This window comes from Nocardioides marmoriginsengisoli (assembly GCF_003725695.1).
GTDB lineage: Bacteria > Actinomycetota > Actinomycetes > Propionibacteriales > Nocardioidaceae > Marmoricola > Marmoricola marmoriginsengisoli.
In genome coordinates this window covers 696874-720950 of record NZ_RJSE01000007.1, presented here as the reverse complement: position 1 = coordinate 720950, position 24077 = coordinate 696874, and the positions used below count along the sequence as shown (strand labels likewise).

Here is a 24077-nt window from a genome sequence, read left to right as displayed (position 1 = left end):
GGTCGCTCCCTAGTGGTCGGCTGCGTCGGACATGCCCGGACGGTGCGGGGCCAGGCGGGCGGCTTCGAGGCCGCGGCTGATCAGGTCGGCCGGGAGCCCCTCGCCCCGGACCAGCGCGGCACCGGCCATCGCCGCGGCGGGCGCGGTCTGGATGCCGTAGCCGCCCTGACCGACGAACCAGTGGAAGCCGGGGACCTCGGGGTCCGGGCCCACCACGAAGTTGCGGTCCGGGACGAAGGTGCGCAGACCGGCCCAGGAGGTGCTGATGCTGCGCACGCCGATGCTGGTGGCCGCGTTGATCTCGTCGATCGCCCGGGCGATCTCGAGCTCGTCGGCCTTGGCGTCGCTCGGCGGGCACGGCGTCTCGTCGGCCGGTGAGCAGAGGAACTGCTCGCCCTCGGGCTTGACGTAGAAGCTCTGGTCGATGTCACCGAAGATCGGCAGGTCCTTGCTGTCCGCACCCTGCGGCGACCGCACCATGAAGATGCTGCGGCGCAACGGCATCAGGCCGAGCGGCTTCGCGCCGGCGAGCTCGCCGACGACGTCGCCCCAGGCGCCGGCCGCGTTGACGATGGTGGCCGCCGAGCGGCGCTCGCCGTCAGCGGTCTCGACGGTCCAGCTCTCCGGTCCGCGGGTCAGGCCGACGACCGGGGCGCTCTTGACGATGTCGCCGCCGTGGGCACGCAGGCCGCGGACGTAGCCCTGGTGCAGGCCGGCCACGTCGAGCTCCATCGCTCCCGGCTCGTACATGCCGCGCTCGACGTAGCCCGGTGCGACCAGCGGGAAGATCTCGGCGACCTGGTCGGGGGTGAGCAGCTCGGCGTCCGGGACCAGCGGCAGCACGTCGGCGTGCAGCTGCTCGATCACCGCACCGCGGCCCTGCTTCGCGAACTGGAGCAGCGGGCGGGGCGTCATCAGCTCCGACTCGAAGTACTCCGGCGGGTTCTCCAGGAAGGCGCGGCTGCCGGTCGTCAGCGCCCTGATCTCCGGTCCGCCGTACGTCTCGAGGAACGTCGCGGCCGACCGGCCCGTGGTGTGGAACGCGAGTGTCGACTCCATCTCGAGCAGGCAGACCCTGCTGCTCTTCGACAACTCGTAGCCGATCGAGACACCGGCGATTCCGCCACCGATCACGATCACGTCGTACTGCGACATCTCCTGGGACATCTCTTGCTCGACCACCTCTCGGATCCCCTGTGACTGCCATCACAGTGAGCGTGACTATGGCACGGATTTTAGTCACTGGCAAGCAAGCGCTTAGTTGCGATTGTGTTACGGCCCGATCAATTCATTCGGGCGCCTGAACAGCCGTGCAGGCGGCGAGCGAGTGCACTAGACCGGTGAACGTCCGCGGGTTCCAACCGGTCAGCTGGTCCCATCGGTCGAGCCGGTAGGCGACGCTGTTGGCGTGCACGTGCAGCTCCTTCGCGGCGGCCGCCACCGAGAACCCGGCGTCGGCGAAGGCCCGCACCGCGGCCACCAGGTGCGGGTTGTCGGCGACCACCTCGCGGGCCGTTCCGAGCACCGGTTCCAGCCGGCTCGCCTGGGCCGCGACGCAGGCCAGCCACCAGCTGTCGGCGAAGCCCGCGACCGGGTGCGCGACGTCGGTCCCGGCCAACGCCTCGACCGCGTCCCGGATGCTCTCCCGGGCGCCGGCGAGACCCGTCCGACGCAACCCGACACCGGTCCGCGGAGTCGGCCGGAGAGCCTCGGCCAGCTCGGTCAGGGCCGCCGCGTCCGGGCCCTGGGCGAGCACCAGCAGGAGCGCTCCCTGCTGCACCGCGAACGAGACGCCGTCGAGGTACTCCAGCTCCTCGTGGACCGACTCCGCGACGCCAACAGGCGTCTCACCTGCATCGATGCACGCCGCGAGGAAGGGTCCGTCCGGATCGAACCCGAGTCCGGCGGCGATCTCGAGGATCTCCGGATCGTCGTCCGCGCGGTCGAGGAGCTCCATGAACCGGTGCCGCATGGTGAGGCTCTGGGTGTGCCGGGCACGGGCCACCAGCGAGTGCGCGGCGGCGATCTCGGTCGACGTGTGGTGGATCGCCTCCCACATCATCGAGGCCAGCTCGGGGAGGAACTCGCGCCCGCGGTCGGCGTGCTCGTCGATCAGCTTCCAGAGCTCCCGGTTGCCCACGTGGTAGGCGCTGATCACCCCCTCGACGCTGACTCCCTGAGCCGCCCGGACCCGGCCCAGGGCGGCCGCCCGGCGGAGGTCCTCGGCGTCCAGTCCGCGGCCTTCGATCAGGGCTCGGACGATCCGCTCCTGCTGCTCGAGCACGTGGTCGGCATGGTCACCGAGGGGGACCCGGTCGTACTCCTGGACCTGCGCTCGGATCTCCCGCACGACCCCCCTCGCCAGCACCGGCATGTCGTCGAGCAGCTGCTGCAGCACCTCGACGATCGCTTCCCGACCCGCACTCTTCGCCATGACGATCTCCTCATTTCGGACGCTCTTTGTGGATTCAACAAGAGATTCCGCCCGTGCGCCAGGGAAACCGTGGATCTGACAGCAGACAATCGTCGAGTCCACGGGATTGAATGAAAAGACCCCCCGTTCTGTCCCGATTTGACCCGGAGGAAGCATGACTCAGGCACCCGTCGACACCGCTGCGAGGCCGCTGGTCGAGCGCTACACGGTCGAGCGCGGCACGGTGTACCTCTCCGGGATGCAGGCGCTGGTCCGACTCCCCCTGGACCTGCGCCGCCACGACCTCGCGGCCGGCCGGGACACCGCCTGCTTCATCAGCGGCTACGAGGGATCGCCGCTGGCCGGCTACGACCTCGAGCTCGGCCGGCAGCAGGCGCTGCTCGACGAGTACGGCGTCGTCTTCATGCCCGGCCTGAACGAGGAGCTGGCGGCCAACGCCGTCCAGGGCAGCCAGCTGGCCGGCGCTCAGCCGACCGCCAAGCAGGACGGCGTGATCGGGATCTGGTACGGGAAGGCTCCGGGCCTGGACCGGGCCTCGGACGCGATCCGGCACGCCAACCTCGGCGGCGCGCACCCCGAGGGCGGTGCCCTGGTCCTGGTCGGCGACGACTCGACCGCCAAGTCCTCCACGGTGCCCAGCAGCTCGGAGATCGCGATGGCCGAGCTGGGCCTGCCGGTGCTCAGCCCGGCGGATCCGCAGGACATCCTGTTCCTCGGCGTGCACGGCCTGGCGATGTCCCGGTTCAGCGGCCTGTACGTCGGCCTGAAGATCGCCACCAACGTCGCCGACGGCTCGGCCACCACGGAGGTGGCCCCCGACCTGGTCACCCCGGTGATCCCGGACAACAAGGTCGCCGGCTTCCCCTACGTGCACGAGGTCTCGGCGCAGTTCCTGCAGCCGACGCTGTCGGAGCTGGAGAACAGCCTGGCGACCAAGCGCCTCGTCCTCGCCGCCCGGTACGCCGTCGCCAACGGCCTCAACCGCACCTACGGCGCCACCGGTGAAGCCCGGGTCGGGATCGTCACCGCCGGCGCCAGCTACCTCGACGTCCGTCAGGCGCTCGCCCGGCTCGGCCTCTCCGAGGAGGAGCTGGAGGCCCGCGGGATCAGGCTGCTCCGGCTCGGGGTGGTCTTCCCGCTCGACGCCGAGGAGATCATCGCGTTCGCCGACGGCCTGGACGAGATCGTCGTGGTCGAGGAGAAGCGCTCCTTCGTCGAGAGCGGGATCAAGGACATCCTGTACGGCCGCCCGGACGCACCCGCGGTGTCCGGCAAGACCACGATGAACCGGTTGCCGCTGCTCCGCTCCGACGCCGACCTCGACCCCGAGCAGATCACCGACGCGCTCCGGCGCCGGCTCAGCGAGCACGTCGCCCTGCCGGCTCCCGCCGAGGCGGGGACGGCCCGGCCACGACCCACGACGATCGCCCTCCCGCTGCTCGCCCGCACCCCGTACTTCTGCTCCGGCTGCCCGCACAACCGGTCGACCCGAGCCCCCGACGGCTCGCTCGTCGGTGCCGGCATCGGCTGCTCCGGGATGGCGGCGCTGATGCCCAGCGACCGGGTCGGCGAGGTGATCGGCCTCTCCCAGATGGGCGGCGAGGGCGGGCCCTGGATCGGGATGTCGCCGTTCGTCGAGGCGCCGCACCTGCTGCAGAACATGGGCGACGGCACCTTCCACCACTCCGGCAGCCTGGCCATCCGGGCCGCACTCGCCGGCCAGGTGAACATCACCTACAAGATCCTCTACAACTCCGCGGTCGCGATGACCGGCGGCCAGGACGCCGTCGGCGCGATGACCGTGCCCGAGATCGTCTCCGAGCTGCTCGCCGAGGGTGTCGCCCGGATCGTGATCACCACCGAGGAGCCGCACCGCTACCGGAAGATCCGGCTGCCCGGCGGCGTCGAGGTCCGGCACCGCGACCGGCTGATCGAGACCCAGCAGGAGCTCGCGAAGGTCCCGGGCGTGACCGTGCTGATCCACGACCAGGAGTGCGCGACCGAGCTGCGCCGCAAGCGCAAGCGCAAGCTGGTCGTCGAGCCCGTCGAGCGTGCCTTCATCAACGAGCGCGTCTGCGAGGGCTGCGGCGACTGCGGCTCGAAGTCGAACTGCCTGTCCGTGCAGCCGGTCGGCACCGAGTACGGCCGCAAGACCGCGATCCACCAGGCCTCCTGCAACAAGGACTACTCCTGCCTGGACGGCGACTGCCCGTCGTTCCTGACCGTGGTCCCGGCGGCGTCCGGGAACCGGGCCACCCCGCGGTCGACGGTTGCCGACCTCGACGACGGCATGCTCCCCGACCCCGAGCTGGTGGTGCCGGCCGACCAGTTCGGCCTCCGGATCACCGGGATCGGCGGCACCGGCGTGGTCACCGTCTCCCAGATCATCGCCACCGCGGCCTCGAACTCCGGCCGCTACGTGCGGACCCTCGACCAGACCGGCCTGGCCCAGAAGGGCGGCGCCGTGGTCTCCGACGTGAAGATCTCCACCCGGCCGGTGGCCCGGTCGAACAAGATCGCCCGCGGCGAGGCCGACCTCTACCTCGGCTGCGACGTGCTCGTCGCGGCCACCGACACGTACCTCTCGGTGGCCTCGCCGGAGCGGACCGTCGCCGTCGTCTCGACCGCCGAGGTCCCCACCGGCGCGATGGTCACCGACACCGCGGTCGCGTTCCCCGAGCCGGCCGAGACCGCCGGCCGCATCCAGGCCCGCGTCCGCGACGAGGCGAGCCGCTACATCGACGCCCGCCAGCTGACCAAGGACCTCTTCGACGACGACCAGTTCGCCAACGTGTTCCTGGTCGGCGTCGCCTTCCAGGCCGGTGCGCTGCCGCTGGAGGCCGCCCGGATCGAGGAGGCGATCAGCCTGAACGGGGTCCAGGTGCCCCGCAACGTGCAGGCGTTCCGCCGCGGCCGGCAGTTCGCCGCCGACCCGGCGGCGCTGCTGGCCGACCTGGCGGCGCTGACCGCGTCCGACGACGCTCCCGCCGAGCCGAGCGCCGAGGCAGTCCGGATCGCCGGCTCCGTCCAGGCCGCCGCCGACGGTGCGCTGGCCGCACTCGTGGTACGCCGGGTCGACGACCTGATCGCCTACCAGAACGTCCGGTACGCCGAGCGGTACGCGGCCCTGGTCGAACGCGCCCGCGCCGCCGAGGAGAGCGCCGTCCCCGGATCGGAGGAGTTCGCGCTGGCGACCGCGCAGCACCTGCACAAGCTGATGGCCTACAAGGACGAGTACGAGGTCGCCCGGCTCTCCGTGGACCCGGCTCTCCGGCACGCGCTCGAGGCCCAGTTCGGTCCCGGATACAAGGCGTCGTACCGGCTGCACCCGCCGGTGCTGCGCGCCCTGGGGATGAAGAAGAAGCTGACCCTGGGCCCTTGGTTCCGGATCGTCTTCACCGTGCTCTACGCCCTCCGCGGTCTGCGCGGCACCCCGTTCGACGTCTTCGGCCTCGCTCGGGTGCGCCGGGCCGAGCGCGCCCTGGTCACCGAGTACGACGCCTTGATCGCCGAGCTCGCCGGCGCGATCACCGCCGAGAACCACGCACTCGCCGTGGAGATCGCGGAGCTGCCCGACCTGGTCCGCGGCTACGAGGAGATCAAGGAGCGCAACATCGAGCGCTACCACGAGCGGCTCGCCGAGCTCCGTTCCTCCTTCCTCCAGCCGCCGGCCCGCACCGCCGCATCCTGACTCGACCGAAAGGCACCTGATGAACCCCCTCTTCGACCTCACCGGCCGCACCGCGCTCGTCACCGGAGGCGGACGCGGCATCGGCCGGATGGCCGCCCGCGGACTGCTCGACGCGGGGGCCCGGGTGCTGATCGCGTCGCGCAAGCTCGCCGACTGCGAGGAGACCGCGGCCGAGCTCGGTCACCTCGGTCCCATCGAGGCGATGGCCGCCGACCTGTCCACCCACGAGGGCTGCGTCGGGCTCGCCGCGGAGGTCGCCGAGCGCACCGACCGGCTGGACGTGCTGGTCAACAACGCCGGTGCGGTCTGGGGGGCGCCGTTCGCGGAGTTCCCGGCATCGGCCTGGGACAAGGTCGTGGACCTGAACCTCAAGGCCCCGTTCTACCTGACCCAGGAGCTCGCCGGGCTGCTCGGCCGGCACGCCACCCCCGACGCTCCGGCCCGGGTGATCAACATCGGCTCGATCGACGGGCTCCGGGTCCCGTCGCTGCCGAACTTCTCCTACTCGGCGGCCAAGGCAGGCCTGCACCACCTGACCCGCACCCTGGCGGTCGAGCTCGGCCCGCACCTGACCGTGAACGCGATCGCCCCTGGACCGTTCGCCTCGAAGATGATGGCGGCGACCCTGGACGAGGACCAGGCCTCCTTCGAGAAGGCCGCGCCGCTGGGCCGGATCGGCCGCGACGACGACATCGCCGGTGCGGTCGTCTACCTGGCCGCGCCGGCCTCGGCGTACCTGACCGGTGTGGTGCTACCCGTTGACGGCGGCATCTCGATCGCCGCCCTGGTGTGAGGCCCCGACCATCTTCAGGATCAGCGCGACGTAGACCTCGGCCAGCTCGGCGGGCGACATCGGGCCGCGCTCGTTGTACCAGGGCGCCACGTCGAGCAGCCGCAGGATCGCGATCGTCGCGCCCTCGATGTGGTTGACGTCGAAGACGCCGAGCTCGACACCGCGGGCGACCTCGTCGCGGACGATCGTGCTGATCTGCCGGCGCATCTTCAGGATCGCCGCCAGGCGCGGGACGTCGAGCGCCCGGAAGTCGGTGTTCACCACGCGGGCGAGCACGTGCTCCTCGGCGTGGTAGGTCACCGAGCGCCGGACCACCTCGCTGATCCGGCCGATCGGGTCCTCGTGCACCGCGACGGCGGCGATCGTCTCGTCGAGGATGTACTGGTGCGCGATCACCGAGATCTCGTAGAGCAGGTCGGCCTTGGTGGCGTAGTAGGTGTAGATCCCGGCCGGGCTGGACCCCGCCAGCGTCGCGATGTCGCGGGTGGTCGTGGCGTGGTAGCCGCGGCCGGAGAACGCCACCACCGCGGCGGTGAGGAACCGGCGGGAGCCCTTGGGCTCGACCTGGTCGAAGAGGCCGCGCGGCGAGACGTGCTCGTGCTCGCGCTGGAACGCCATCCGCTTGGCACCGCCCTCAGCGAGCTCGTTCGTCGCCATCGGTCCGCCTCCTCCCCATCTACTAAGCGCTTGCTTGCAGCCCGAGTGTAGGCAATCCCCCGGTTCGTGTCATTTCGGTACCCCGGATTCCACGATGGTGCGCGTACCGGCGCCCTGCCGTTGACCCCGGGCGCCGGTACGCGGTCAGGAGGCGGACCCGCGCGCGTCGCGCTGGCGGCGCAGCTCGGCCCTGGCCAGGGCGTCCTGGTGGACCTCGTCGGGCCCGTCGGCGAGCCGCAGGGTGCGGATGCTCGCGTAGGCGTTGGCCAGCGGGAAGTCCTGCGAGAGGCCGCCGGCACCGTGCACCTGCATCGCCTTGTCCAGGATCCACTGCACCGTCTTCGGGGCCGCGATCTTGATCGCCTGGATCTCGGTGTGCGCACCCTTGTTGCCGACCGTGTCCATCAGCCAGGCGGCCTTGAGGGTGAGCAGCCGCAGCTGCTCGACCTTGATCCGGGACTCGGCGATCCAGGTCCGCACCACGCCCTGATCGGCGATCGGCTTCCCGAACGCGACCCGCTCCTCGGCACGGGCGCACATCAGCTCGATGGCCCGCTCGGCGACTCCGATCGAGCGCATGCAGTGGTGGATCCGGCCGGGGCCCAGGCGGGCCTGCGCGATCGCGAAGCCGTCGCCCTCGCCGGCGATCAGGTTCGCAGCCGGCACCCGGACATCGCGGAACTCCAGCTCGGCGTGGCCGCCGTGGTCGTGGTCGTCGTACCCGAGGACGTGCATGCCGCGCTTGATCTCCAGGCCGGGGGCGTCGCGCGGCACCAGGATCATCGACTGCTGCTGGTGCCGGTCGGCGCTCGGATCGGTCTTGCCCATCACGATCAGGACCTTGCAGTTCGGGTTCATCGCCCCGGTGATCCACCACTTGCGGCCGTTGACCACGTACTCGTCGCCGTCGCGCACGATCGAGGTGCCGATGTTGGTGGCGTCGGAGGAGGCGACGTCCGGCTCGGTCATCGCGAACGCCGAGCGGATCTCGCCGGACAGCAGCGGCTCCAGCCATTGCTCGCGCTGCGCCGGCGTCGCGAACAGCGAGAGCACCTCCATGTTCCCGGTGTCCGGGGCGGCGCAGTTCATTGCCGGCGGCGCGAGCAGCACGCTGCGGCCGGCGATCTCCGCCAGCGGCGCGTACTGCAGGTTCGTCAGGCCGGCACCGCCCTCACCGGGCAGGAAGAGGTTCCACAGCCCTCGGCTCCGGGCAGCCGCGCGCAGCTCGCCCATCACCGGCGCCGCGTCCCAGGCCCACGGGTTCGGCTGCGCGGCAAGCTGCTCGTGGAACACCGCCTCGGCGGGGTAGACGTGCTCGGCCATGAAATCGAGCAGGTTCTCCCGCAGGCCTTCGGTGCGGGCGTCGTAGGCAAACTCCATCAGCTGTACTCCTTCATTGCGTCGAGACCCAGGTCGAGCAGCGGCTCGGTGACCGCGCCGACTCCTTCGAAACCGGCACCGACCGTCTGGCCGTGCAGGAAGCGGTAGTGGATCCCCTCGAGGATCCCGGCGAGCTTGTACGCCGCCAGGCCGAGGTAGAAGCCGAACCCGGTCGGCTCGGACCCGGTGCCGGCGGCGTACCGGGCGACCAGCTCGCTCTCGGTGAGGAAGCCGGGCGCGGACGCCGCGTCGGCGACTGCCTCGCCGCCGGCGATCTCGCCGACCCGTCCGTAGACGAGCAGCAGGGCGAGGTCGGTGAGCGGGTCGCCGAGGGTCGCCATCTCCCAGTCGATCACGGCGGCCGGCCGGTCCGCCGCGTCGATCAGGACGTTGTCGAGGCGGTAGTCGCCGTGCACGATCCGGCTCGGCCGGGGCGGCGGCAGGTTCCGCTCGAGCCGGCCGCGCAGCTCGTCGGCTGCCGGCAGCGGCCTGGTCCGGGAGCCCTCGAGCTGCCGGGTCCAGCGTCGTACCTGGCGCTCCGGGAAGCCCTCCGGCCGGCCGAAGTCGGCGAGCCCGACCGCGGCGGGGTCCACCTGGTGCAGCGCGATCAGGGTGTCGACCAGCGCCGTCGACACGGTCCGGACCCGTTCCGGGCCGAGGCCGGCGAGCTCGGCCGCGGTCCGGTACGGCGTCCCGGCGACGTCCTCCATCACGTAGAAGACGGCGCCGGTCACCGCGGGGTCCTCGCAGAGCGCGAGCGTCCGGGGCACCGGGACGTCGGTCGGGACCAGCGCGCTCATCACCCGGTACTCGCGGGCCATGTCGTGCGCGGTCGCCTGGACGTGTCCCAGCGGCGGCCGCCGGACGATGCAGGTCAGCTCGCCGAGGGTGGCGCGGTAGGTCAGGTTGGACTTGCCGCCGGCGATCAGGTCGGCCCGGGCAGTGGTCGGGTCGACACCCGGCAACGCCTCGGCGAGCCAGCCCGCGAAGGCGGCGACGTCGAGCCCGGGGACCGCCGACACGGCCGTCATCAGGCCACCAGGTAGGAGACCGTGTCGACGACGCAGACCGGCTTGTCCCCGCCCTCGCGCTCGACGGTCACCCGGGAGATCAGCCGGTGTCCGTCGCCGGCGGGGATGAGGCTGAGCAGCTCGACGCCCGCCCGCACCCGCGAGCCGACCGGAACCGGAGCCGGGAAGCGCACCTTCTCGGCGCCGTAGTTGACCTCCATCGAGAGACCGTCGATCCGCATCACCTCCCAGACCAGCATCGGCACCATCGAGAGGGTCAGGTAGCCGTGGGCGATGGTGCCGCCGAAGGGCCCGTCGGCCGCGCGCGGGACGTCGACGTGGATCCACTGGTGGTCACCGGTGGCGTCGGCGAACTCGTTCACCCGGCCCTGGCCGACCTCGTGCCACGACGAGTACCCGACGTGGGTGCCGATGGCGTCGTACAGGTCGCCGGTGCCTTGGAAGACGCGGCCCTCGGTCTGCGGGGTGAGCTGGTCGGTCATGTCGTTCTCCTGTGTCGGTGCTATGCCCGGGGTTCAGGGCGGTGGATCAGGGGTCAGGCCTGCAGGGCCACCCGGCCCACGGTGACGCCGTCGGCGAGCCGCTGGACGCCGGCGGCGAGGTCCGGGAGCGCGAGCCGCTCGCTGACCAGCGGCTTGATCAGGCCGCGGGCGGCCAGGTCGCAGAGCGCGTCGTGGCACTCCTGGACCAACCGCGGATCGCGCTGGGTGTAGAGCCCCCAGTGCAGGCCGACGATCGAGTAGTTCTTCACCAGCGCGTGGTTGAGCGCTGCGGTCTGGATCGCCCCGCCGGCGAAGCCGATCACCAGGATGCTGCCCTCGAACGCGATGCACTTGGTGGAGCGCGCGTAGGTCTCGCCGCCGACCGGGTCGTAGATCACGTCCGCGCCGCGGCCGCCGGTCTCCGCCTTGACCACTTCGACGAAGTCCTGCTGGTGGCGGTCGACGACCACGTCGGCACCCAGCGCGCGGGCCACCTCGGCCTTCTCCGGTCCGCCGACGACCCCGATCACCCGGGCACCGGCGGCCTTGCCGAGCTGGATCGCGGCGCTGCCGACACCGCCGGCGGCGGCGTGCACCAGGAGGGTCTGGCCGGGCTGCAGCGAGGTGCGCCGGTGCAGCCCGAACCACCCGGTCTGGTAGCCGACGTAGAGCGCCGCGGCCTCGGCGTCGTCGAGCTCGGGAGGTGCCGCGAAGGTCGTCCCGACCTCCATCAGCGCCTGCTCCGCGAAGCCGCCGTACGGGAGCACCGACGCGCCCAGCACCCGGTCGCCGACCCGGCGCTCCGTGACCCCGGCACCGACGGCGAGGACCTCGCCGCAGAGCTCGATGCCGGGGTGGAACGGGAGCTCCGGCTTCACCTGGTACTCGCCGCGGCACATCAGCACGTCGGGGAAGTTGGCCGGCGAGGCGAGCACCCGCACCGTCAGCTGTCCCGGCCCGGGCCGCGGGTCCTCGACCTCGACCAGCTCCATCACCGCGGCCGGCTCACCGAGCCGGCTGACGCGCCACGCCTTCATGTCGTCACTCCGTCCTGCAGGGGCTCCTGCTGCATGTCGAGGTGCTGCTGGATCCGGTTCATGCCGGCCAGCCAGCGTTCGGGGTCCGCCGCCTTCGCCGCCCAGTAGCCGGCGACCTGGTCGTGCGGCAGCACCAGGAACCGGTCGTCGGCGAGCGCCTCCCAGGCCGCCTCGGCGACCTCCTCCGGAGCCAGCGCCCGGTCGCGGCTGAGCATCTCCTTGAGCGAGCCGGCGTCGTCGAGCATCCGGGTGCGGACGCCTTGCGGGCAGATCGCCTGGACCACCACGCCGCGGTGCCGGTACGTCGCCGAGAGCCACTCCGCGAAGGCGACCGCGCCGTGCTTGCTCACCGAGTAGGCCGGGCTGCCGAGCATCGTCAGCAGGCCGGCGGCGGACGCGGTCACCACGAACCGGCCGTGGCCGCGCTCCAGCCAGCCGGGCACGAGCAGCCGGGCGGCCCGGACGTGCGCGAGCACGTTGGTCTCCAGGCTGGAGACCCAGGCCTCCTCGTCCGCGTCGAGGCCGCGCCCCCGGTCGACCCCGGCGTTGGCGAACCAGGCGTCGATCCGACCGAGGTGCGCGGTGGCGGCATCGACCAGGGCCGCGACGCCGACGACCGAGGCGGCGTCGCCCGGCACCGCCAGCCCGCCGATCTCGGCGGCGACCCGCTGGGCCGCCTCGGCGTCGAGGTCGTTCACGACGACCCGGACGCCGCCCGCCGCGAGCCGATGGGCGAGTGCGCGCCCGATGCCGCCGCCGGCCCCGGTGACGACGGCCGTGCCCGGCGTCACGACGACTGCTTGCGGCACGAATTCTCCCCATCAGGTAACTAAGCGCTTGCTTATTGACTGATAGGATGCGGCATCAGAAGCAGGGCGTCAACCACCAATCGCCGTACCCTGCTCCCCACACACGTGCGATTCCCCACACGGGGCCAAGCCGGGCGAGAGCGGAAGGTGCGACGATGCCGGAGACGAGGGACCCTCGACGGGCCGAGGTGACCAAGGCACGGCTGCTGGAGGCGGCCGTGGAGGCGTTCGCCGCCCGCGGCTACCACGGCACCACGACCCGTGACATCGCCTCGACGGCGGGCATGTCGCCGGCGGCGGTCTACGTGCACCACTCCTCCAAGGAGGAGCTGCTGTACCAGATCTCGCGCAGTGGCCACGAGGACGTGCTCGCGCTGCTCCGGGCGGCCGTCGACTCCTCCGAGGACCCGGTCGAGCAGCTGCGCGTCGCGGTGCGGAACTTCGCCGAGCACCACGTCCGCGCGCACACGTCCGCCCGGATCGTGAACTACGAGCTCGCCGCGCTCTCCGAGCCGCACCTCGCCGAGATGCTCCGGATCCGCCACGAGATCGACGTGCTGTTCAGCGACCTGGTCGAGCGCGGGATCGCCTCGGGAGCGTTCGTCACCCCGCACCCGCGGATGGCCGTGGTCGCCCTCCAGTCGCTGGGCATCGACATCGCCCGCTGGTACCGCGAGCCCGGCTGGGACGCCTCCGAGATCGCCGACGGGTACGTCGAGATCGCGCTGCGGATCGTCGGGGCGAGCGCCGCCTAGCGGTCGGCCCCGCACCTGATCCGTTGGGGCGAGGGTGCTTCACTGGCCGCGTGCCCAGACCCCTCCCCGTTCGGCGCTCGTCCGCCCCGGTGGTCGCGCTCCTCGTCCTGGCACTGCTGGCGACGAGCGGTTGCGACGACGCCGGCCCGGCGAGCCGCGGGAGCGACCGGCCGTCGGCCACCGCCAGCGCGCGGACCCCGGACCCGAGCGCCGATCCGGCACCGCGGACCGTCTCGGTCGTGATGGGCGGCGACCTGCTGTGGCACAACACCGTGTGGTTCAGCGCGGCGGAGGACCGCGCCCGCACCGGCAAGGGACGGCGCTACGACTTCGACCCGATGTTCGCGAAGCTGAAGCCGCTGATCGCGTCGGCCGACGTCGCGCTCTGCCACGAGGAGGTGCCGTTCGCTGCGCCCGGCCAGAAACCGGAGAGCTACCCGGTGTTCGCGGCGCCGCGCGAGGTCGCGCCCTGGATCGCGAGCATGGGCTGGGACGGCTGCACCACCGCGTCGAACCACAGCTGGGACCAGGGCTTCGCCGGCCTGGTCACCACCGCCGACCTGCTCGAGGCGAACCACGTCCGGCACATCGGCACCTTCCGCAGCGCCGACGAGCGCACCGAGCCGGTGATCCTCACCACCGCCGACGGCGTCCGGGTCGGGGTGGTCGCGGCGACGTACGGGTTGAACGGGTTCGTGGTCCCCGAGCGCCAGTGGTGGGCGGTCTCGCAGACCACCGACCTCCGCGACAACCTCCTCGTCCAGGCGAGCCGCGCCCGCGCCGCCGGAGCCGACATCGTGATCGCCCACGTGCACTGGGGCAACGAGTACGACCACCGCCCGAACGCCGACCAGGTCGCGCTCGCCGACGCCCTGACCGCCTCACCGGACGTCGACCTGGTGCTCGGCGACCACGCCCACGTCGTCCAGCCGATCACCACCGTCAACGGCAAGTGGGTCGCCTACGGGCTCGGCAACATGATCGCCCAGAACGAGGTCGAGCGGCGCAACACCTACGAGGGCATCACCGTCGACTTCGAGTTCACCGAGCGGTCCGACGGGCGCTGGGTGGTCACCCGGGCGGCGTACGTGCCGACGCAGTGGAACCACTACACCCCCGGCAACCCGATCCGGATCCGCAACGCCACCGGCGCCCGGCTCGCCTCCGTGCGCGCCGCGGTCGACGGTGTCGGCGGCAACCGCGGGCTGGTCCGGCACCGGCTGCCGCGCTGAGCGCGGAGTCCGGGTGATTTCCATGCGCCAGGCATATATGCTGTCTGCATGGATACCTTGTCGACAGAGGCTGCCATCGTCGAGTGGCACGCGAGCGTCAACTCCGGCGACCTGGACCGATCGGCCCGATCCGTGGGGAGCACGGTCGTGGTCCTCGGCCCCAAGGGCGCCGGGCCCCTGACTCCTTCCGGGTTCGCCGACTGGGTCGAGCGATCCGGGATCCAGCTGACGCCGCGGTCGTGGCACCCGGTGAGCGACCGCATCATGGTCGTCGAGGAGGACGCCACCTGGCCCGCTAGCCCGGAGCCGACGCGGGTCGCGAGCGTCTTCCGGGTGGCCGACGGCAAGGTCACCGCCGCACTGCGGCTCCCCGACCTCCGGGCCGCACTGGACCTCGCGTTCATCTGCCGCGAGCTGGCGGCAACGGAATGAGAACCGACGGTCAGGCTCTCTTCGGGTTCGTTCGCTTCTGGTCGCGGCGGGTCCCCACCACCGACCCGCTCGGCACGGATCAGGGGCGTCTCGTGATGGTCGTCGAGGCCGCGCTCGACCTGACCGCCCGCGGTGCACCGGCCACGATCAACGCGATTGCCGAGGAGGTCGGCATCGACCAGAGCGGTGCCTCCCGCCTGGTCCACCGGGCGGTCGCCGCCGGGCACGCGGAGCTGCGCACCTCGCCGTACGACGGTCGCCGGCGCGAGGTGTTGGTCACGCCGGCCGGACGCTCCTTGCTCCGCGAGGCGCGTGCCTGGCAGGAACGGGTCTTCTCGACGCTGACCGAGGACTGGAGCGACCGACGGCGTCGGGAGTTCGTGCGCGCGATGACCGACATCCTGGCGCGGGCCGAGGCAGACTCAGTGGTGCCCGGCTGCTGAGCCGGCGACGTGGTCGTCGGGAGCCTGGCCCGGCTCGACGACGACGAACTGGCCCATCATGCCGAGGTCCTCGTGCCGCAGCGTGTGGCAGTGGAACATGTACGGCGTCCCGGGAGACGTGTAACCCTCGAACCTCATGATCAGCCGAACCGTCTCCTTGGGCCTGATCCAGACCGTGTCCTTCTGCCCGGCGAGCTCGGGAGGCGGCGGCTCGCCGTCGACGGCGAGCACCTGGAACTGCACGTCGTGGACGTGGAAGTTGTGGCTCCCGCCGTCGGCGTTGGTGACCTCCCAGATCTCGGTGTCGCCCACGGTGCTCGCGTGATCGATCCGGCCCAGGTCCATCGTCCGTCCGTTGATCGAGAACCCGGCCAGGTCGAAGGTGCGGGTACGGACCGCCTCGTCCTCGGCCAGCGCCGGCTGCTCGGTGAGCGCGGCCGGGAGCGCAGGCGCGGGCCTCAGCTCATCGGCGGCCCGAAGCTCGAGGAGGTCGAGCCGGTCGCCGCCTCCGGCCAGCCGGTCACCGCTGTCGGACGGCCCCGAGCGCAGCACCCGCCGCTCCCCCGGGTCGAGCGCGACGACGATCTCCGCCCGCTCACCGACCGAGAGCTGCAAGCGGGTGAGGAAGATAGGGGCGTCGAGCAGGCCGCCGTCGCTGGCGATCATCGCGAAGCTGCTGCCGTCGTCGAACCGGAGGCTGTACGGCCGGGTGTTCGAGGCGTTGACGACGCGCAGCCGGACCGCCTCGGTGCTGACGTCGAGGTACGGCCCGACGGTCCCGTTGACCACCACGGTGTCCCCGGTGAGACCGGCGGACCGGAACAGCCCCGCGTCTTCGTCGAGCGAGCCGTCGTCGTGGAGCTTCTTGTCCTGCAGGATGACCGGGATGTCGTCGACGCCGTACGAGCGGGGCAGCGGGAGCGAGCGTTCCTTCGCGTCGTCGAGGACGAAGAGTCCCGCCAGGCCGCGGTAGACATGCGCGGCAGTCTTCCCGTGCAGGTGCGGGTGATACCAGAGCGTCGCAGCGGTCTGGTCGATCCGCCAATGCGGTGTCCACGTCGCCCCGGCACCGACCGGCTGGTGCGGGCCGCCGTCCATGGCGGCCGGCAGGTGCATGCCGTGCCAGTGCAGGCTGGTGTCCTCGCCCAAGTCGTTGCGCACCCGGATCCGGACCCGCTCGCCGCGCTCGGCGCGCAGGGTTGGTCCGAGGTAGTCGCCGTTGACGCCCCAGGTCGGCGTCCGGCCGCGACCGAAGTCGGCGACCCCTTCCTGCAGGCGGAGGTCGAAGATCCGCTCGCCGTCGACGACGGTCGAGGACGCGAGCGGCGGGATGGCGAGCGGTCGGTCGAAGTCGACGTCGCCGGTGGTGTCGATCGGCGCGGTCAGCCAGACCCGCGCCGCGAGCGCGACGAAGCCGCCGGCGGCGACCAGCCCCGCGGCGACGATGCCGCCCGTCCACCGAGCCCACTGCGGCAACCGGCGGAGCCGCGCCACGATCACGCCCGAGCCTCCCACGGCACGTCGTAGTCGTAGATCCAGTCGTGCCGCGCGTCGCTCCCGGCCCTGCGCAGGAACATCGGCAGCATCGCGTCCCGCAGAGCGACGCCGATCCGGCTCTTGGTGACCCGCTTCTGCTTGTCGATGCCCGCGGCACAGGCGACCACCGCCTCCGCGCGCTGGCGGCGCGCCTCCTCGTACGTAGCGAACGCCGCCTCAGGAGTCTTCCGGTCCCGCAGCGCCCGCGCCAGCACGAACGCGTCCTCCAGAGCCAGCGACGCCCCCTGCCCGGCCGACGGACTGGTCGCGTGCACGGCGTCCCCGGCCAGGACGACGCGGCCGCGCGACCAGGACGGAACCGACGGCAGCCGGAAGATCGGGTAGCCGCGCAGGGCTGTCGTCGTGCTCGCCAGGATCCCTGGCACCGGGGCCGGGTCGTCGCTGTGCAGGTCGCGCAGCATCGCGATCCACTGCTCCCCGGCGGTCAGCGAGTCACCGGCGTCGGGCGAGTCGGCCGGCAGGTTCGCGAACCAGTACACGGTGCCGTCGTCGCGGACCAAGTAGCCGAAGAAGGACCGGGCCCCGAAGACGAAGTGCTGCAGGCCGGGCGTCGGCGCGAGCCCCGGCACGCTGGCGAAGCCGCCCGTCCCGAGCAACCCGGTGAAGGTCGGCCGTACGTCGGGTGCGACGTACGCGCGGGCCGCCGAGCCGACGCCGTCGGCGCCGATCACCACGTCGGCCTCCTCGACGTGACCGTCGGCGAACGTGGCCACGGCCAGGCCGTCGCGCTCGTCGACCGAGACCAGGCGACGGCCGTGCTCGAACCGCACCCCGGCGTTCTCGGCGCCCTCGCGGATCACGTCGTGCAGCCAGCCACGCCTGACGACGACGCCGCCGTCGGCGGGCCGGCCGGCCGGGCCGTTCGGCACCACGCCGAGCTGCTTGCCGCGTCCGCTCCACATCGCCATCGACGGGGCGGGGTGCGCATCGGACAAGAGGCGCTCCTCGACGCCGAGCTCGCGCAGGACCCGACGGCCGTTGACGGCCACGTTGAGGAAGAGCCCTTCGAACGAGTCCGGAGTCTCGCGGGCCTCGAAGACCGGCGCCTCCCATCCAGCCCGGGTCAACAGCTGGGCGACGGCAGGACCGGCGACTCCCCCACCCACCACGACGGCCTTCGGCATCTTTACCTCCTACGATTGACGAGATCGACCGAGTCTCTCTGAATGTGATTCACTCGGTTTCAGAGACAAAGTAGCAGAGGTGAAAGCGATGTCCAACCGCGAGCAGCTGCACGCCGAGTACGCGTCCGTGATGCGCGACTTCATGGCGACCGCCGTCTTCTTCCAAGACGCCGTCGCGCGCGCGGCAGGGTTGAACAGCACCGACCTCCAGGCGCTGGGCGTCCTGCTCGCCCAGGGATCGGCGACGCCCGGCGAGCTCGCCCAGCACACCGGCATCACCGCCGGCGGTGCGATCACGCTGCTGGTCGACCGGCTCGAGAAGGCCGGGTTCGTCCGTCGCAGCCGGGACGCCCAGGACCGCCGCAAGGTCCGGATCACCGCGGACCTCGAGCAGGTCGGCGCGCGACTGGCACCGCTCTACGCCGGCGTGAGCGAGGCCTGGAACGCGTTCCTCGCCACCCAGACCACCGACCAGCTCCGCATCGGTATCGCCCAGCTCCAGGCCGCCGTCGAGGTCAACCGCGAGCAGACCGAGCGGTTGCCCGGCGGACCTGGGCGGGGCTGAGCCCCGACGGCTCATCGCACGGCGGGCGGACCAGCCCCGCGTCGAAGAAGACGGTCGCCCCGCGAACGGTCTGACCGGCAATCGACTCCCTCCGACCTACCCCGTGGTCGTGGGCACCTGGAGCGGGTCCAGCCGCAGGTCGAGCAGCGTCGGCCGGTCCCGCTGCCGCAGCAGCGGCCCGATCCGCTCGGCGTCGGCCGGCGACTCGAGGGTCGCCGTCGCCCACCCGAACCCGGAGGCGACCTCGGCGAAGCTCGGCCAGTCGAACTCGGTCACCGACGGATCGAGGCCGCGCCCCACGAAGTGCTGGTGCTCGGCCCCGTACGCCGCGTCGTTGAAGACCGCGATCGTGACGTCGAGCCGCTCCCGCACGATGGTGTGCAGCTCCGACCAGCCGGCGAGCATCAGCCCGCCGTCCCCGACCAGCAGCACCGTCGGCTGCTCCGGTGCCGCGACGGCGGCACCGACCGCGTTGCCGAGACCGAGCCCGATCGAGCCGAAGCCGAGCGTGTGCACCAGGGCGCGCGGATCGGCGACGCGCATCCCGTGCAGCGCGCGCACCATGAAGCGACCGCCGTCGCACACCACCGTCCGGTCCCGGGGCAACGCCTCGTCGAGCGCACCGACGTAGACGTCGATGGGGGCCGGGCTCGGCGGCGCCAGGTCCGCGGCGGGTCGTACCCGCGGCTCTCTCGGTCCGAGCTGGCGGAGTCCCTGCGTCAGCAGCGCCGCGACGTCGCCGGCGTCGGCCCGGAGCACGACGTCGGGCCGCGCCCAGGCTCCGGCGGCCGGGTCGACGACGTCGTCGACGGCGATCAGCCGTGCGCCGCTGAGCAGCGTCGCGTCCGCGGTCGTCCACCGGTTCAGGGAGGCACCGAGCGCCACGATGCAGTCGGCGCGGGCGATCCGCTCGGTCGCGGACGCCGTCGAGAAGGTGCCGAAGACGCCGAGGTCGCGCGGGTGCTCGGCGAAGAAGTCCTTGGCCAGCAGGGTGGTCGCGACGTCGAGGTCCGCCGCCTCGGCGAGCTGGAGAAGCACCTCGCGCATCCCCGGTCCGGTGGCACCGCGTCCCGCCAGCAGGATCCCGCGTCGGCTGGTCGCGAGGATCCCCAGCGCGGCGTCGAGAGCGTCCTCGTCGACGCGACCCGCGGGCCGGTGCGCGGCCGGAGGCCGGTCCGCTTCCGGGACGACCTCCTCGAACATGAACGTGCTCGGGATCCCGAGCACGACCGGGCCGCGGCGCGCCGTCAGCTCGGCGACCGCCTCGGCGAACCGGGCCGCCAGCTCCCCCGGCGCGTCGACGCGCAGGTAGGTCACGCCGATCGCCTCCACGAGCTCGCGCTGCGGCAGCCACTGCAGGTGGTCCGGGTCCTCGGGCGGCGTCTCGCCGGCGACGACCAGGACCGGGCTCTTGTCGCGCTCCGCGTCGACGAGCGCCGCGACCGTGTTCGCCAGGCCGGGGCCGTGGGTGACGGTGACGACCCCGGGACGCCCGCCCCGCCGGGCGTAGCCGGTGGCCATCAGGACCGCGGCCTTCTCCTCCGCCGCCGCGACGTACCGCCCGCCGGTCCTGCGGTACTCGTCGACGAAGAACATGTTCGCGTCGCCCAGGACCCCGAAGAGGTGGCGGTTGCCCAGCTCGGCGACGAGGCCGACCAGCTGGTCGAGGAGGCGGACCGGTCCGCTCACTCGGCCTCCGCCCGGAGCGAGGCGGAACCGGTGCAGATCACCGCGCCGGTCTCGTCGTTCAGCACCCGCACCAGCAGGTCCGACGCGCCCGCTCCCGGGCTCGCCTCCAGGCGCAGCACGTCGCGCGGCCCGACCTGGCCGACGAACTTCACGTCGAGCCCGCCGCGCTCCCACCACGCTGTTCCCCAGCGGGCGGCCAGGTGCCGGGCCATCCAGCCGACGTAGTGCAGCGACTGGGCGTTGGTCTGCTCCAGCCCCGCGGACTGGGCGAACGACTCGTCCGTGTGCGCACCGCCGCCGGTGTCCTCCCAGCCCCACCGGATCGCCCCCTGGGCAGCGAACACCGCCATCGCCTCCTGGCTCATCGGGACCGTGGCGACCGTCTCGAAGACCGGCTCGGGACGCGGTTCCGCCGGACCCCCGGTCCGCGGCTCCGGCCGGTACGACGGATCGCGCAGCACGCCGACCGCGATGGTCGTCTCGTTGACCACGAAGACCCGGCCGTCGGCGGACGCGTGCGTGAAGGAGAGGGTGAAGTACCGGAAGCCCCGGCGCTCGAACTTCTCCACGACGCGGCCGGTGGCGGTGACCGTCGTCCCGATCTCCAGCGGCCGGTACGACGTGAAGCGGTGACTGGCGTGGAAGCCCACCGTCTGGCCGAAGTCCAGCACCAGCGGGCTGTAGTCCCCGCAGAACAGCTCGGGCGGGACCCACCCGGCGGTGCCCTCCGGCGCGGGCGGACCGCCCACGGCGGTCAGGTAGCGGGCGACGTGCTCGTCGGTGACGGTGTAGCTCACCGGGGCGAGCTCGACGGCGACGGGGATGCGTTCCCAGACCTCGCGCATCTCGCGGTCGATCCGCCATGCCTCGTCGGGGACCGTGTTCTCGGCGGTCATCTGATTCCTTTCACGATCGCAGGTTGGTCGGGTCCATCGGGAACCCGAAGAGCTCCTGGTTGTGCGCGTGGCCGAGCTGGTGCAGCGCGAAGGCCTGGTCGACCGCGGCGCGCTGGCCCTGGGCGTCGACCATCGCGTTGACCGAGAGCTTGGCGAGCTTGAGCGCCATCAGCGGCTGCCGGCCTATCCGCTCGGCCAGCGCGTCCACCCGGCCCTCCAGCTCGTCGACCGGCGCCACGTCGGAGACCATGCCCAGGGCGAGGGCGTCCCGGGCGGACACCGGCTCGCCGGTGAAGAGCATGTGCTTGGCCCGGCGCGGGCCGAGCTCCCAGGGGTGCAGGAAGTACTCGACGCCCGGCATCCCGAAGGCCACCACCGGGTCCAGGAACTCGGTGTCGTCGGCGGCCACGATCAGGTCGCAGACCCAGGCCAGCATCAGGCCCGCGGCCATCACCTTGCCGTGCACCTGGGCGATGGTGGGCTTCGGGATCTCCCGCCACCGGCGGCAGAGCCCGAGGTACAGCTCCTCCTCGACGGCGAGCCGGCCCTCGCAGCCGGGGGCCTCGAACTCGCCCCAGGTCCCGACGGTGCTGCCCGGCTCCGGACGGCTCGGGTCACGCAGGTCGTGCCCGGAGGAGAAGTGCGGTCCGTTCCCGGACAGCACGATCACCTTCGTCGCCGGGTCCTGCGCGGCCTCGAGGAGAGCCCGGTCCAGGTCGTAGAGCAGCGCCGGGCTCTGCGCGTTCCGCGCGTCGGGCCGATCGAGCCGGATCCGCCGGACGCCGCCGGAGGTCGTCGGGTCCGACACCACCAGGCCGGTCATGAGCGACCGAGAACCTTCTCCAGACCGTCGAGCGCGGGCTCGAGCGTGCCGGCGAAGATCTTGAGCCGGGAGGCGGGGGCGGCGTAGACCGAGCTGACCACGACGGTGCTGCCGCCGACGTCGAGGACGTCGAGGGTGGCGCGGTGGGCGTCGACCTGGATGTCGCCGCCGGTGACCTCGTACTCCAGCCGGCGCAGCTCCGGGTCGACCTGGGTGATCGTCTCGACGATCGTCGCGCCGTTGCCGAGGGTCAGGGTGCGGGTCTCGCCGTCGACCACGCAGTCGGCGATCCCGGGGAACCAGTCACCGACCTTGGCCCAGTCCGACAGGATCGCCCAGACCTCGTCGGGCGTCGCGGACACGGTGCGGTGGGTGCGAGTGGACGTCATGACAACTCTCCTTCTGATTCACGGGTGTGCTTGAGACGTGCCAGCGTGCGGCGCAGCGACGACGTTGTCGCTGCGCCTCCGCGCGCCAGCCGGTCCACCCCGGCGGCGAGTCCGCCGGGGAGGAAGATCACGATGGCGAGGAGGACCCCGCCGTAGACGTACTGGTTGGTCGTGGCCGAGAACTCCAGGAAGCTCGGACCGGCGACCAGGACGATCCCGGCCAGGATCGGCCCCCAGGTCCGGGCCGCTCCCCCGACCGCCACGATGACGAACGCCTGGAAGGAGCTGGTCAGGAACGAGAACGGGCCGGGGTTCACGTACTGGATGACGAACGCGTAGAACACCCCGGCGACCGCCGCGAGCCCGGCCGTCACCGTGAACGCGAACACCCGGTAGCCGAGCGTCGTGTAGCCGAGCGACTGGCAGAGCAGCTCGTCCTCCCGGATCGCCTCGAGGGTGCGCCCGACCCGGTGGCCGCGGATCGCCGCGAACACGGCCAGGACCGCCACCAGGGCGACGCAGATCAACAGGTACATCGTCCGCAGCGACCCGGGGTCGCCGTCCTCGCCGAAGAACGGCAGCGGACCGGGGCGGGTGATCCCCGGGATGCCGAGCTCGCCGCCGAGGTCGTCGTTGCTCGCCACGATGTCGACGAAGATGCCGTTCAGCGCCAGCGTCGAGATCGCGAAGTAGAGGCTGCGGGTCCGCAGCAGGAGCGGTCCGACGATCAGCGAGACCACGACCGCGATCGCGACGGCGACCACGAGCGAGGCGCCGAGCGAATAGCCCTGCTTGGTGTTGAGCAGCGCCGCGCCGTACGCGCCGCAGCCGTAGAACACCCCGACCCCCAGGTTGACCGAGCCGCCCAGGCCCATCGAGACGTTCAGCGCGATCGCGACCATGATCGCCAGCGCCGAGGTCGCGGCGAGGGTGAGCAGGTAGGGGCTGCCGGTGCCGAGGATGCCGAGCCCGGCCACCAGGGCGGCCCACGGAAGGAACCTAGTCACGGGCGCGCTCCAACCCGAAGAGCCCGTTCGGCCGGGCCACCAGCACGACGAGCATGAAGAGGAAGACCATGCTGTCCTGGTAGCCGCCGGGGAAGACCGTGCCGGCGACGGCTTCGACGACCCCGAGCAGGACTCCTCCCCAGAGCACGTGGGCCACCGAGCCGATGCCGGCCAGGATGATCACCACCAGTGCCGAGAAGGTGACGTCCAGGCCGAGCGTCGTGGAGACCGGGAAGACCGTGCTGTAGACGCTGCCGGCGACCCCCGCGAGGGCCGAGCCCACCGCGAACGCGATCGCCCAGTTCTTGCGGACCGGGATGCCCATCAGCTGGGCGGTCTCGGCATCGGCGGCCATCGCCTTCATCGAGACGCCGGCGGTGGTCCGTGAGACGAGGAGCGCGGTGGCGCCGATGACCGCGGCGCTGATCGCGGCCAGGACGGCCCAGCTCCACGGGATGATCGCGTCGCCGATCTCGAACGAGCCGCTGACGCCGCCGGGAGTGACCCGCGGCGTGCTCGTCCAGATCGCGATCGCCGCGGTCTGGGTGATCACCACCGCGCCGAGCGAGGAGGCCAGCAGGTTCCACTCCGGGTGGTTCCGCATCGGCCAGTACACGGCGAAGCAGAGGAAGAGTCCGTAGCCGACCGAGGCGGCGACACCTACGGCCGCGCCGAGGAGCACCGGTAGGTGCAGGCTGGTCACGGCCCAGCAGGTCATCATCCCGGAGACCATCACTGATTCGCCGTGCGCGAAGTGCGGCACCCGGACGACGCCGAAGATCAGCACCAGGCCGGCTGCGATGAGCGCGTAGACCGTGCCCTGAGCCACGCCGTTGAGCAGCTCTTGCATA

23 protein-coding genes are annotated in these 24077 nt (G+C 72.0%); 7 read left to right on the top strand and 16 right to left on the bottom strand.

Annotation, left to right across the window (positions count from 1 at the left end):
- Window positions 1-9 precede the first annotated feature (9 nt).
- Together EFK50_RS11995 and EFK50_RS11990 are read right to left on the bottom strand one after the other, a co-directional pair.
- Window positions 10-1182 (bottom strand): NAD(P)/FAD-dependent oxidoreductase, encoded by a 1173-nt coding sequence (locus EFK50_RS11995; RefSeq protein ID WP_246004134.1) that lies wholly within the window; start codon window positions 1180-1182, stop codon window positions 10-12.
- 106 nt (window positions 1183-1288) lie between these two features.
- Window positions 1289-2434 (bottom strand): PucR family transcriptional regulator, encoded by a 1146-nt coding sequence (locus EFK50_RS11990; RefSeq protein ID WP_123227781.1) that lies wholly within the window; start codon window positions 2432-2434, stop codon window positions 1289-1291.
- A gap of 154 nt (window positions 2435-2588) precedes the next feature.
- Between EFK50_RS11990 and EFK50_RS11985 the strand changes: the two genes are divergently transcribed.
- Both EFK50_RS11985 and EFK50_RS11980 read left to right on the top strand, forming a co-directional pair.
- On the top strand, window positions 2589-6125 hold the full coding sequence (locus EFK50_RS11985; protein WP_123227780.1) for an indolepyruvate ferredoxin oxidoreductase family protein: 3537 nt from the start codon (window positions 2589-2591) through the stop codon (window positions 6123-6125).
- Window positions 6126-6144: 19 nt separating this feature from the next.
- Complete coding sequence (locus EFK50_RS11980) at window positions 6145-6918, top strand: SDR family oxidoreductase (RefSeq protein ID WP_123227779.1); 774 nt, start codon at window positions 6145-6147, stop codon at window positions 6916-6918.
- Here EFK50_RS11980 and EFK50_RS11975 read toward each other — a convergent pair.
- From EFK50_RS11975 to EFK50_RS11950, 6 genes are all read right to left on the bottom strand, one after another.
- The gene (locus EFK50_RS11975; protein ID WP_123227778.1) at window positions 6877-7575 is read right to left on the bottom strand and encodes a TetR/AcrR family transcriptional regulator; all 699 of its coding nucleotides are present in this window, start codon (window positions 7573-7575) and stop codon (window positions 6877-6879) included. The genes EFK50_RS11980 and EFK50_RS11975 overlap by 42 nt on opposite strands.
- Before the next feature lie 144 nt (window positions 7576-7719).
- Complete coding sequence (locus EFK50_RS11970; protein ID WP_123227777.1) at window positions 7720-8955, bottom strand: acyl-CoA dehydrogenase family protein; 1236 nt, start codon at window positions 8953-8955, stop codon at window positions 7720-7722.
- Window positions 8955-9986, bottom strand: coding sequence for a phosphotransferase family protein (locus tag EFK50_RS11965; protein WP_123227776.1), 1032 nt, complete (start codon window positions 9984-9986; stop codon window positions 8955-8957). The genes EFK50_RS11970 and EFK50_RS11965 overlap by 1 nt, the downstream gene beginning before the upstream one ends.
- Complete coding sequence (locus EFK50_RS11960; protein WP_123227775.1) at window positions 9986-10468, bottom strand: MaoC family dehydratase; 483 nt, start codon at window positions 10466-10468, stop codon at window positions 9986-9988. The genes EFK50_RS11965 and EFK50_RS11960 overlap by 1 nt, the downstream gene beginning before the upstream one ends.
- Before the next feature lie 53 nt (window positions 10469-10521).
- The gene (locus EFK50_RS11955; protein ID WP_123227774.1) at window positions 10522-11505 is read right to left on the bottom strand and encodes an NADPH:quinone oxidoreductase family protein; all 984 of its coding nucleotides are present in this window, start codon (window positions 11503-11505) and stop codon (window positions 10522-10524) included.
- The gene (locus EFK50_RS11950; protein WP_221177364.1) at window positions 11502-12314 is read right to left on the bottom strand and encodes an SDR family oxidoreductase; all 813 of its coding nucleotides are present in this window, start codon (window positions 12312-12314) and stop codon (window positions 11502-11504) included. Before EFK50_RS11950 ends, EFK50_RS11955 begins: the two co-directional genes overlap by 4 nt.
- 155 nt (window positions 12315-12469) lie before the next feature.
- Here EFK50_RS11950 and EFK50_RS11945 point away from each other — a divergent pair, with 155 nt between their 5' ends.
- Genes EFK50_RS11945 through EFK50_RS11930 form a run of 4 tightly spaced genes read left to right on the top strand, consistent with a single transcriptional unit; the run spans window position 12470 to window position 15176 of the window.
- Complete coding sequence (locus tag EFK50_RS11945; RefSeq protein ID WP_123227772.1) at window positions 12470-13069, top strand: TetR/AcrR family transcriptional regulator; 600 nt, start codon at window positions 12470-12472, stop codon at window positions 13067-13069.
- Window positions 13070-13119: 50 nt separating this feature from the next.
- Window positions 13120-14301, top strand: coding sequence for a CapA family protein (locus EFK50_RS11940; RefSeq protein ID WP_148046137.1), 1182 nt, complete (start codon window positions 13120-13122; stop codon window positions 14299-14301).
- Window positions 14302-14349: 48 nt separating this feature from the next.
- Window positions 14350-14733, top strand: a complete 384-nt coding sequence (locus EFK50_RS11935) for a hypothetical protein (RefSeq protein ID WP_123227770.1) — start codon at window positions 14350-14352, stop codon at window positions 14731-14733.
- On the top strand, window positions 14730-15176 hold the full coding sequence (locus EFK50_RS11930; RefSeq protein WP_123227769.1) for a MarR family winged helix-turn-helix transcriptional regulator: 447 nt from the start codon (window positions 14730-14732) through the stop codon (window positions 15174-15176). The genes EFK50_RS11935 and EFK50_RS11930 overlap by 4 nt, the downstream gene beginning before the upstream one ends.
- Here EFK50_RS11930 and EFK50_RS11925 read toward each other — a convergent pair.
- Window positions 15156-16676, bottom strand: a complete 1521-nt coding sequence (locus EFK50_RS11925) for a multicopper oxidase family protein (protein WP_246004133.1) — start codon at window positions 16674-16676, stop codon at window positions 15156-15158. The two genes, EFK50_RS11930 and EFK50_RS11925, sit on opposite strands and share 21 nt — an antisense overlap.
- Entirely contained in the window at window positions 16673-17857 is a 1185-nt protein-coding gene (locus tag EFK50_RS11920) for an FAD-dependent oxidoreductase (protein ID WP_123227768.1), read from the bottom strand. Before EFK50_RS11920 ends, EFK50_RS11925 begins: the two co-directional genes overlap by 4 nt.
- Window positions 17858-17945: 88 nt before the next feature.
- Here EFK50_RS11920 and EFK50_RS11915 point away from each other — a divergent pair, with 88 nt between their 5' ends.
- The gene (locus EFK50_RS11915; RefSeq protein WP_123227767.1) at window positions 17946-18422 is read left to right on the top strand and encodes a MarR family winged helix-turn-helix transcriptional regulator; all 477 of its coding nucleotides are present in this window, start codon (window positions 17946-17948) and stop codon (window positions 18420-18422) included.
- Between the two features lie 96 nt (window positions 18423-18518).
- Here the strand turns inward: EFK50_RS11915 and EFK50_RS11910 are convergent, their stop codons facing one another.
- Genes EFK50_RS11910 through EFK50_RS11885 form a run of 6 tightly spaced genes read right to left on the bottom strand, consistent with a single transcriptional unit; the run spans window position 18519 to window position 24076 of the window.
- Window positions 18519-20111 (bottom strand): thiamine pyrophosphate-binding protein, encoded by a 1593-nt coding sequence (locus EFK50_RS11910; protein ID WP_183407790.1) that lies wholly within the window; start codon window positions 20109-20111, stop codon window positions 18519-18521.
- Entirely contained in the window at window positions 20108-21007 is a 900-nt protein-coding gene (locus EFK50_RS11905) for a hotdog family protein (RefSeq protein ID WP_123227765.1), read from the bottom strand. The genes EFK50_RS11910 and EFK50_RS11905 overlap by 4 nt, the downstream gene beginning before the upstream one ends.
- A gap of 10 nt (window positions 21008-21017) precedes the next feature.
- The gene (locus tag EFK50_RS11900) at window positions 21018-21830 is read right to left on the bottom strand and encodes an enoyl-CoA hydratase (RefSeq protein WP_123227764.1); all 813 of its coding nucleotides are present in this window, start codon (window positions 21828-21830) and stop codon (window positions 21018-21020) included.
- Window positions 21827-22219 (bottom strand): SRPBCC family protein, encoded by a 393-nt coding sequence (locus EFK50_RS11895; RefSeq protein ID WP_123227763.1) that lies wholly within the window; start codon window positions 22217-22219, stop codon window positions 21827-21829. The genes EFK50_RS11900 and EFK50_RS11895 overlap by 4 nt, the downstream gene beginning before the upstream one ends.
- Window positions 22216-23226 (bottom strand): branched-chain amino acid ABC transporter permease, encoded by a 1011-nt coding sequence (locus EFK50_RS11890; RefSeq protein ID WP_148046136.1) that lies wholly within the window; start codon window positions 23224-23226, stop codon window positions 22216-22218. The genes EFK50_RS11895 and EFK50_RS11890 overlap by 4 nt, the downstream gene beginning before the upstream one ends.
- Window positions 23219-24076 (bottom strand): branched-chain amino acid ABC transporter permease, encoded by an 858-nt coding sequence (locus EFK50_RS11885; RefSeq protein WP_123227761.1) that lies wholly within the window; start codon window positions 24074-24076, stop codon window positions 23219-23221. Before EFK50_RS11885 ends, EFK50_RS11890 begins: the two co-directional genes overlap by 8 nt.
- Window position 24077 lies beyond the last annotated feature (1 nt).

Coding starts and splice junctions, on each gene's coding strand:
- EFK50_RS11920 (WP_123227768.1), bottom strand. CDS start 17,857: ATGCCGAAGGCCGTCGTGGTGGGTGGGGGAGTCGCCGGTCCTGCCGTC.
- EFK50_RS11900 (WP_123227764.1), bottom strand. CDS start 21,830: ATGACCGGCCTGGTGGTGTCGGACCCGACGACCTCCGGCGGCGTCCGG.
- EFK50_RS11965 (WP_123227776.1), bottom strand. CDS start 9,986: ATGACGGCCGTGTCGGCGGTCCCCGGGCTCGACGTCGCCGCCTTCGCG.
- EFK50_RS11935 (WP_123227770.1), top strand. CDS start 14,350: ATGGATACCTTGTCGACAGAGGCTGCCATCGTCGAGTGGCACGCGAGC.
- EFK50_RS11970 (WP_123227777.1), bottom strand. CDS start 8,955: ATGGAGTTTGCCTACGACGCCCGCACCGAAGGCCTGCGGGAGAACCTG.
- EFK50_RS11980 (WP_123227779.1), top strand. CDS start 6,145: ATGAACCCCCTCTTCGACCTCACCGGCCGCACCGCGCTCGTCACCGGA.
- EFK50_RS11955 (WP_123227774.1), bottom strand. CDS start 11,505: ATGAAGGCGTGGCGCGTCAGCCGGCTCGGTGAGCCGGCCGCGGTGATG.
- EFK50_RS11990 (WP_123227781.1), bottom strand. CDS start 2,434: ATGGCGAAGAGTGCGGGTCGGGAAGCGATCGTCGAGGTGCTGCAGCAG.
- EFK50_RS11930 (WP_123227769.1), top strand. CDS start 14,730: ATGAGAACCGACGGTCAGGCTCTCTTCGGGTTCGTTCGCTTCTGGTCG.
- EFK50_RS11905 (WP_123227765.1), bottom strand. CDS start 21,007: ATGACCGCCGAGAACACGGTCCCCGACGAGGCATGGCGGATCGACCGC.
- EFK50_RS11945 (WP_123227772.1), top strand. CDS start 12,470: ATGCCGGAGACGAGGGACCCTCGACGGGCCGAGGTGACCAAGGCACGG.
- EFK50_RS11895 (WP_123227763.1), bottom strand. CDS start 22,219: ATGACGTCCACTCGCACCCACCGCACCGTGTCCGCGACGCCCGACGAG.
- EFK50_RS11885 (WP_123227761.1), bottom strand. CDS start 24,076: ATGCAAGAGCTGCTCAACGGCGTGGCTCAGGGCACGGTCTACGCGCTC.
- EFK50_RS11960 (WP_123227775.1), bottom strand. CDS start 10,468: ATGACCGACCAGCTCACCCCGCAGACCGAGGGCCGCGTCTTCCAAGGC.
- EFK50_RS11975 (WP_123227778.1), bottom strand. CDS start 7,575: ATGGCGACGAACGAGCTCGCTGAGGGCGGTGCCAAGCGGATGGCGTTC.
- EFK50_RS11985 (WP_123227780.1), top strand. CDS start 2,589: ATGACTCAGGCACCCGTCGACACCGCTGCGAGGCCGCTGGTCGAGCGC.
- EFK50_RS11915 (WP_123227767.1), top strand. CDS start 17,946: ATGTCCAACCGCGAGCAGCTGCACGCCGAGTACGCGTCCGTGATGCGC.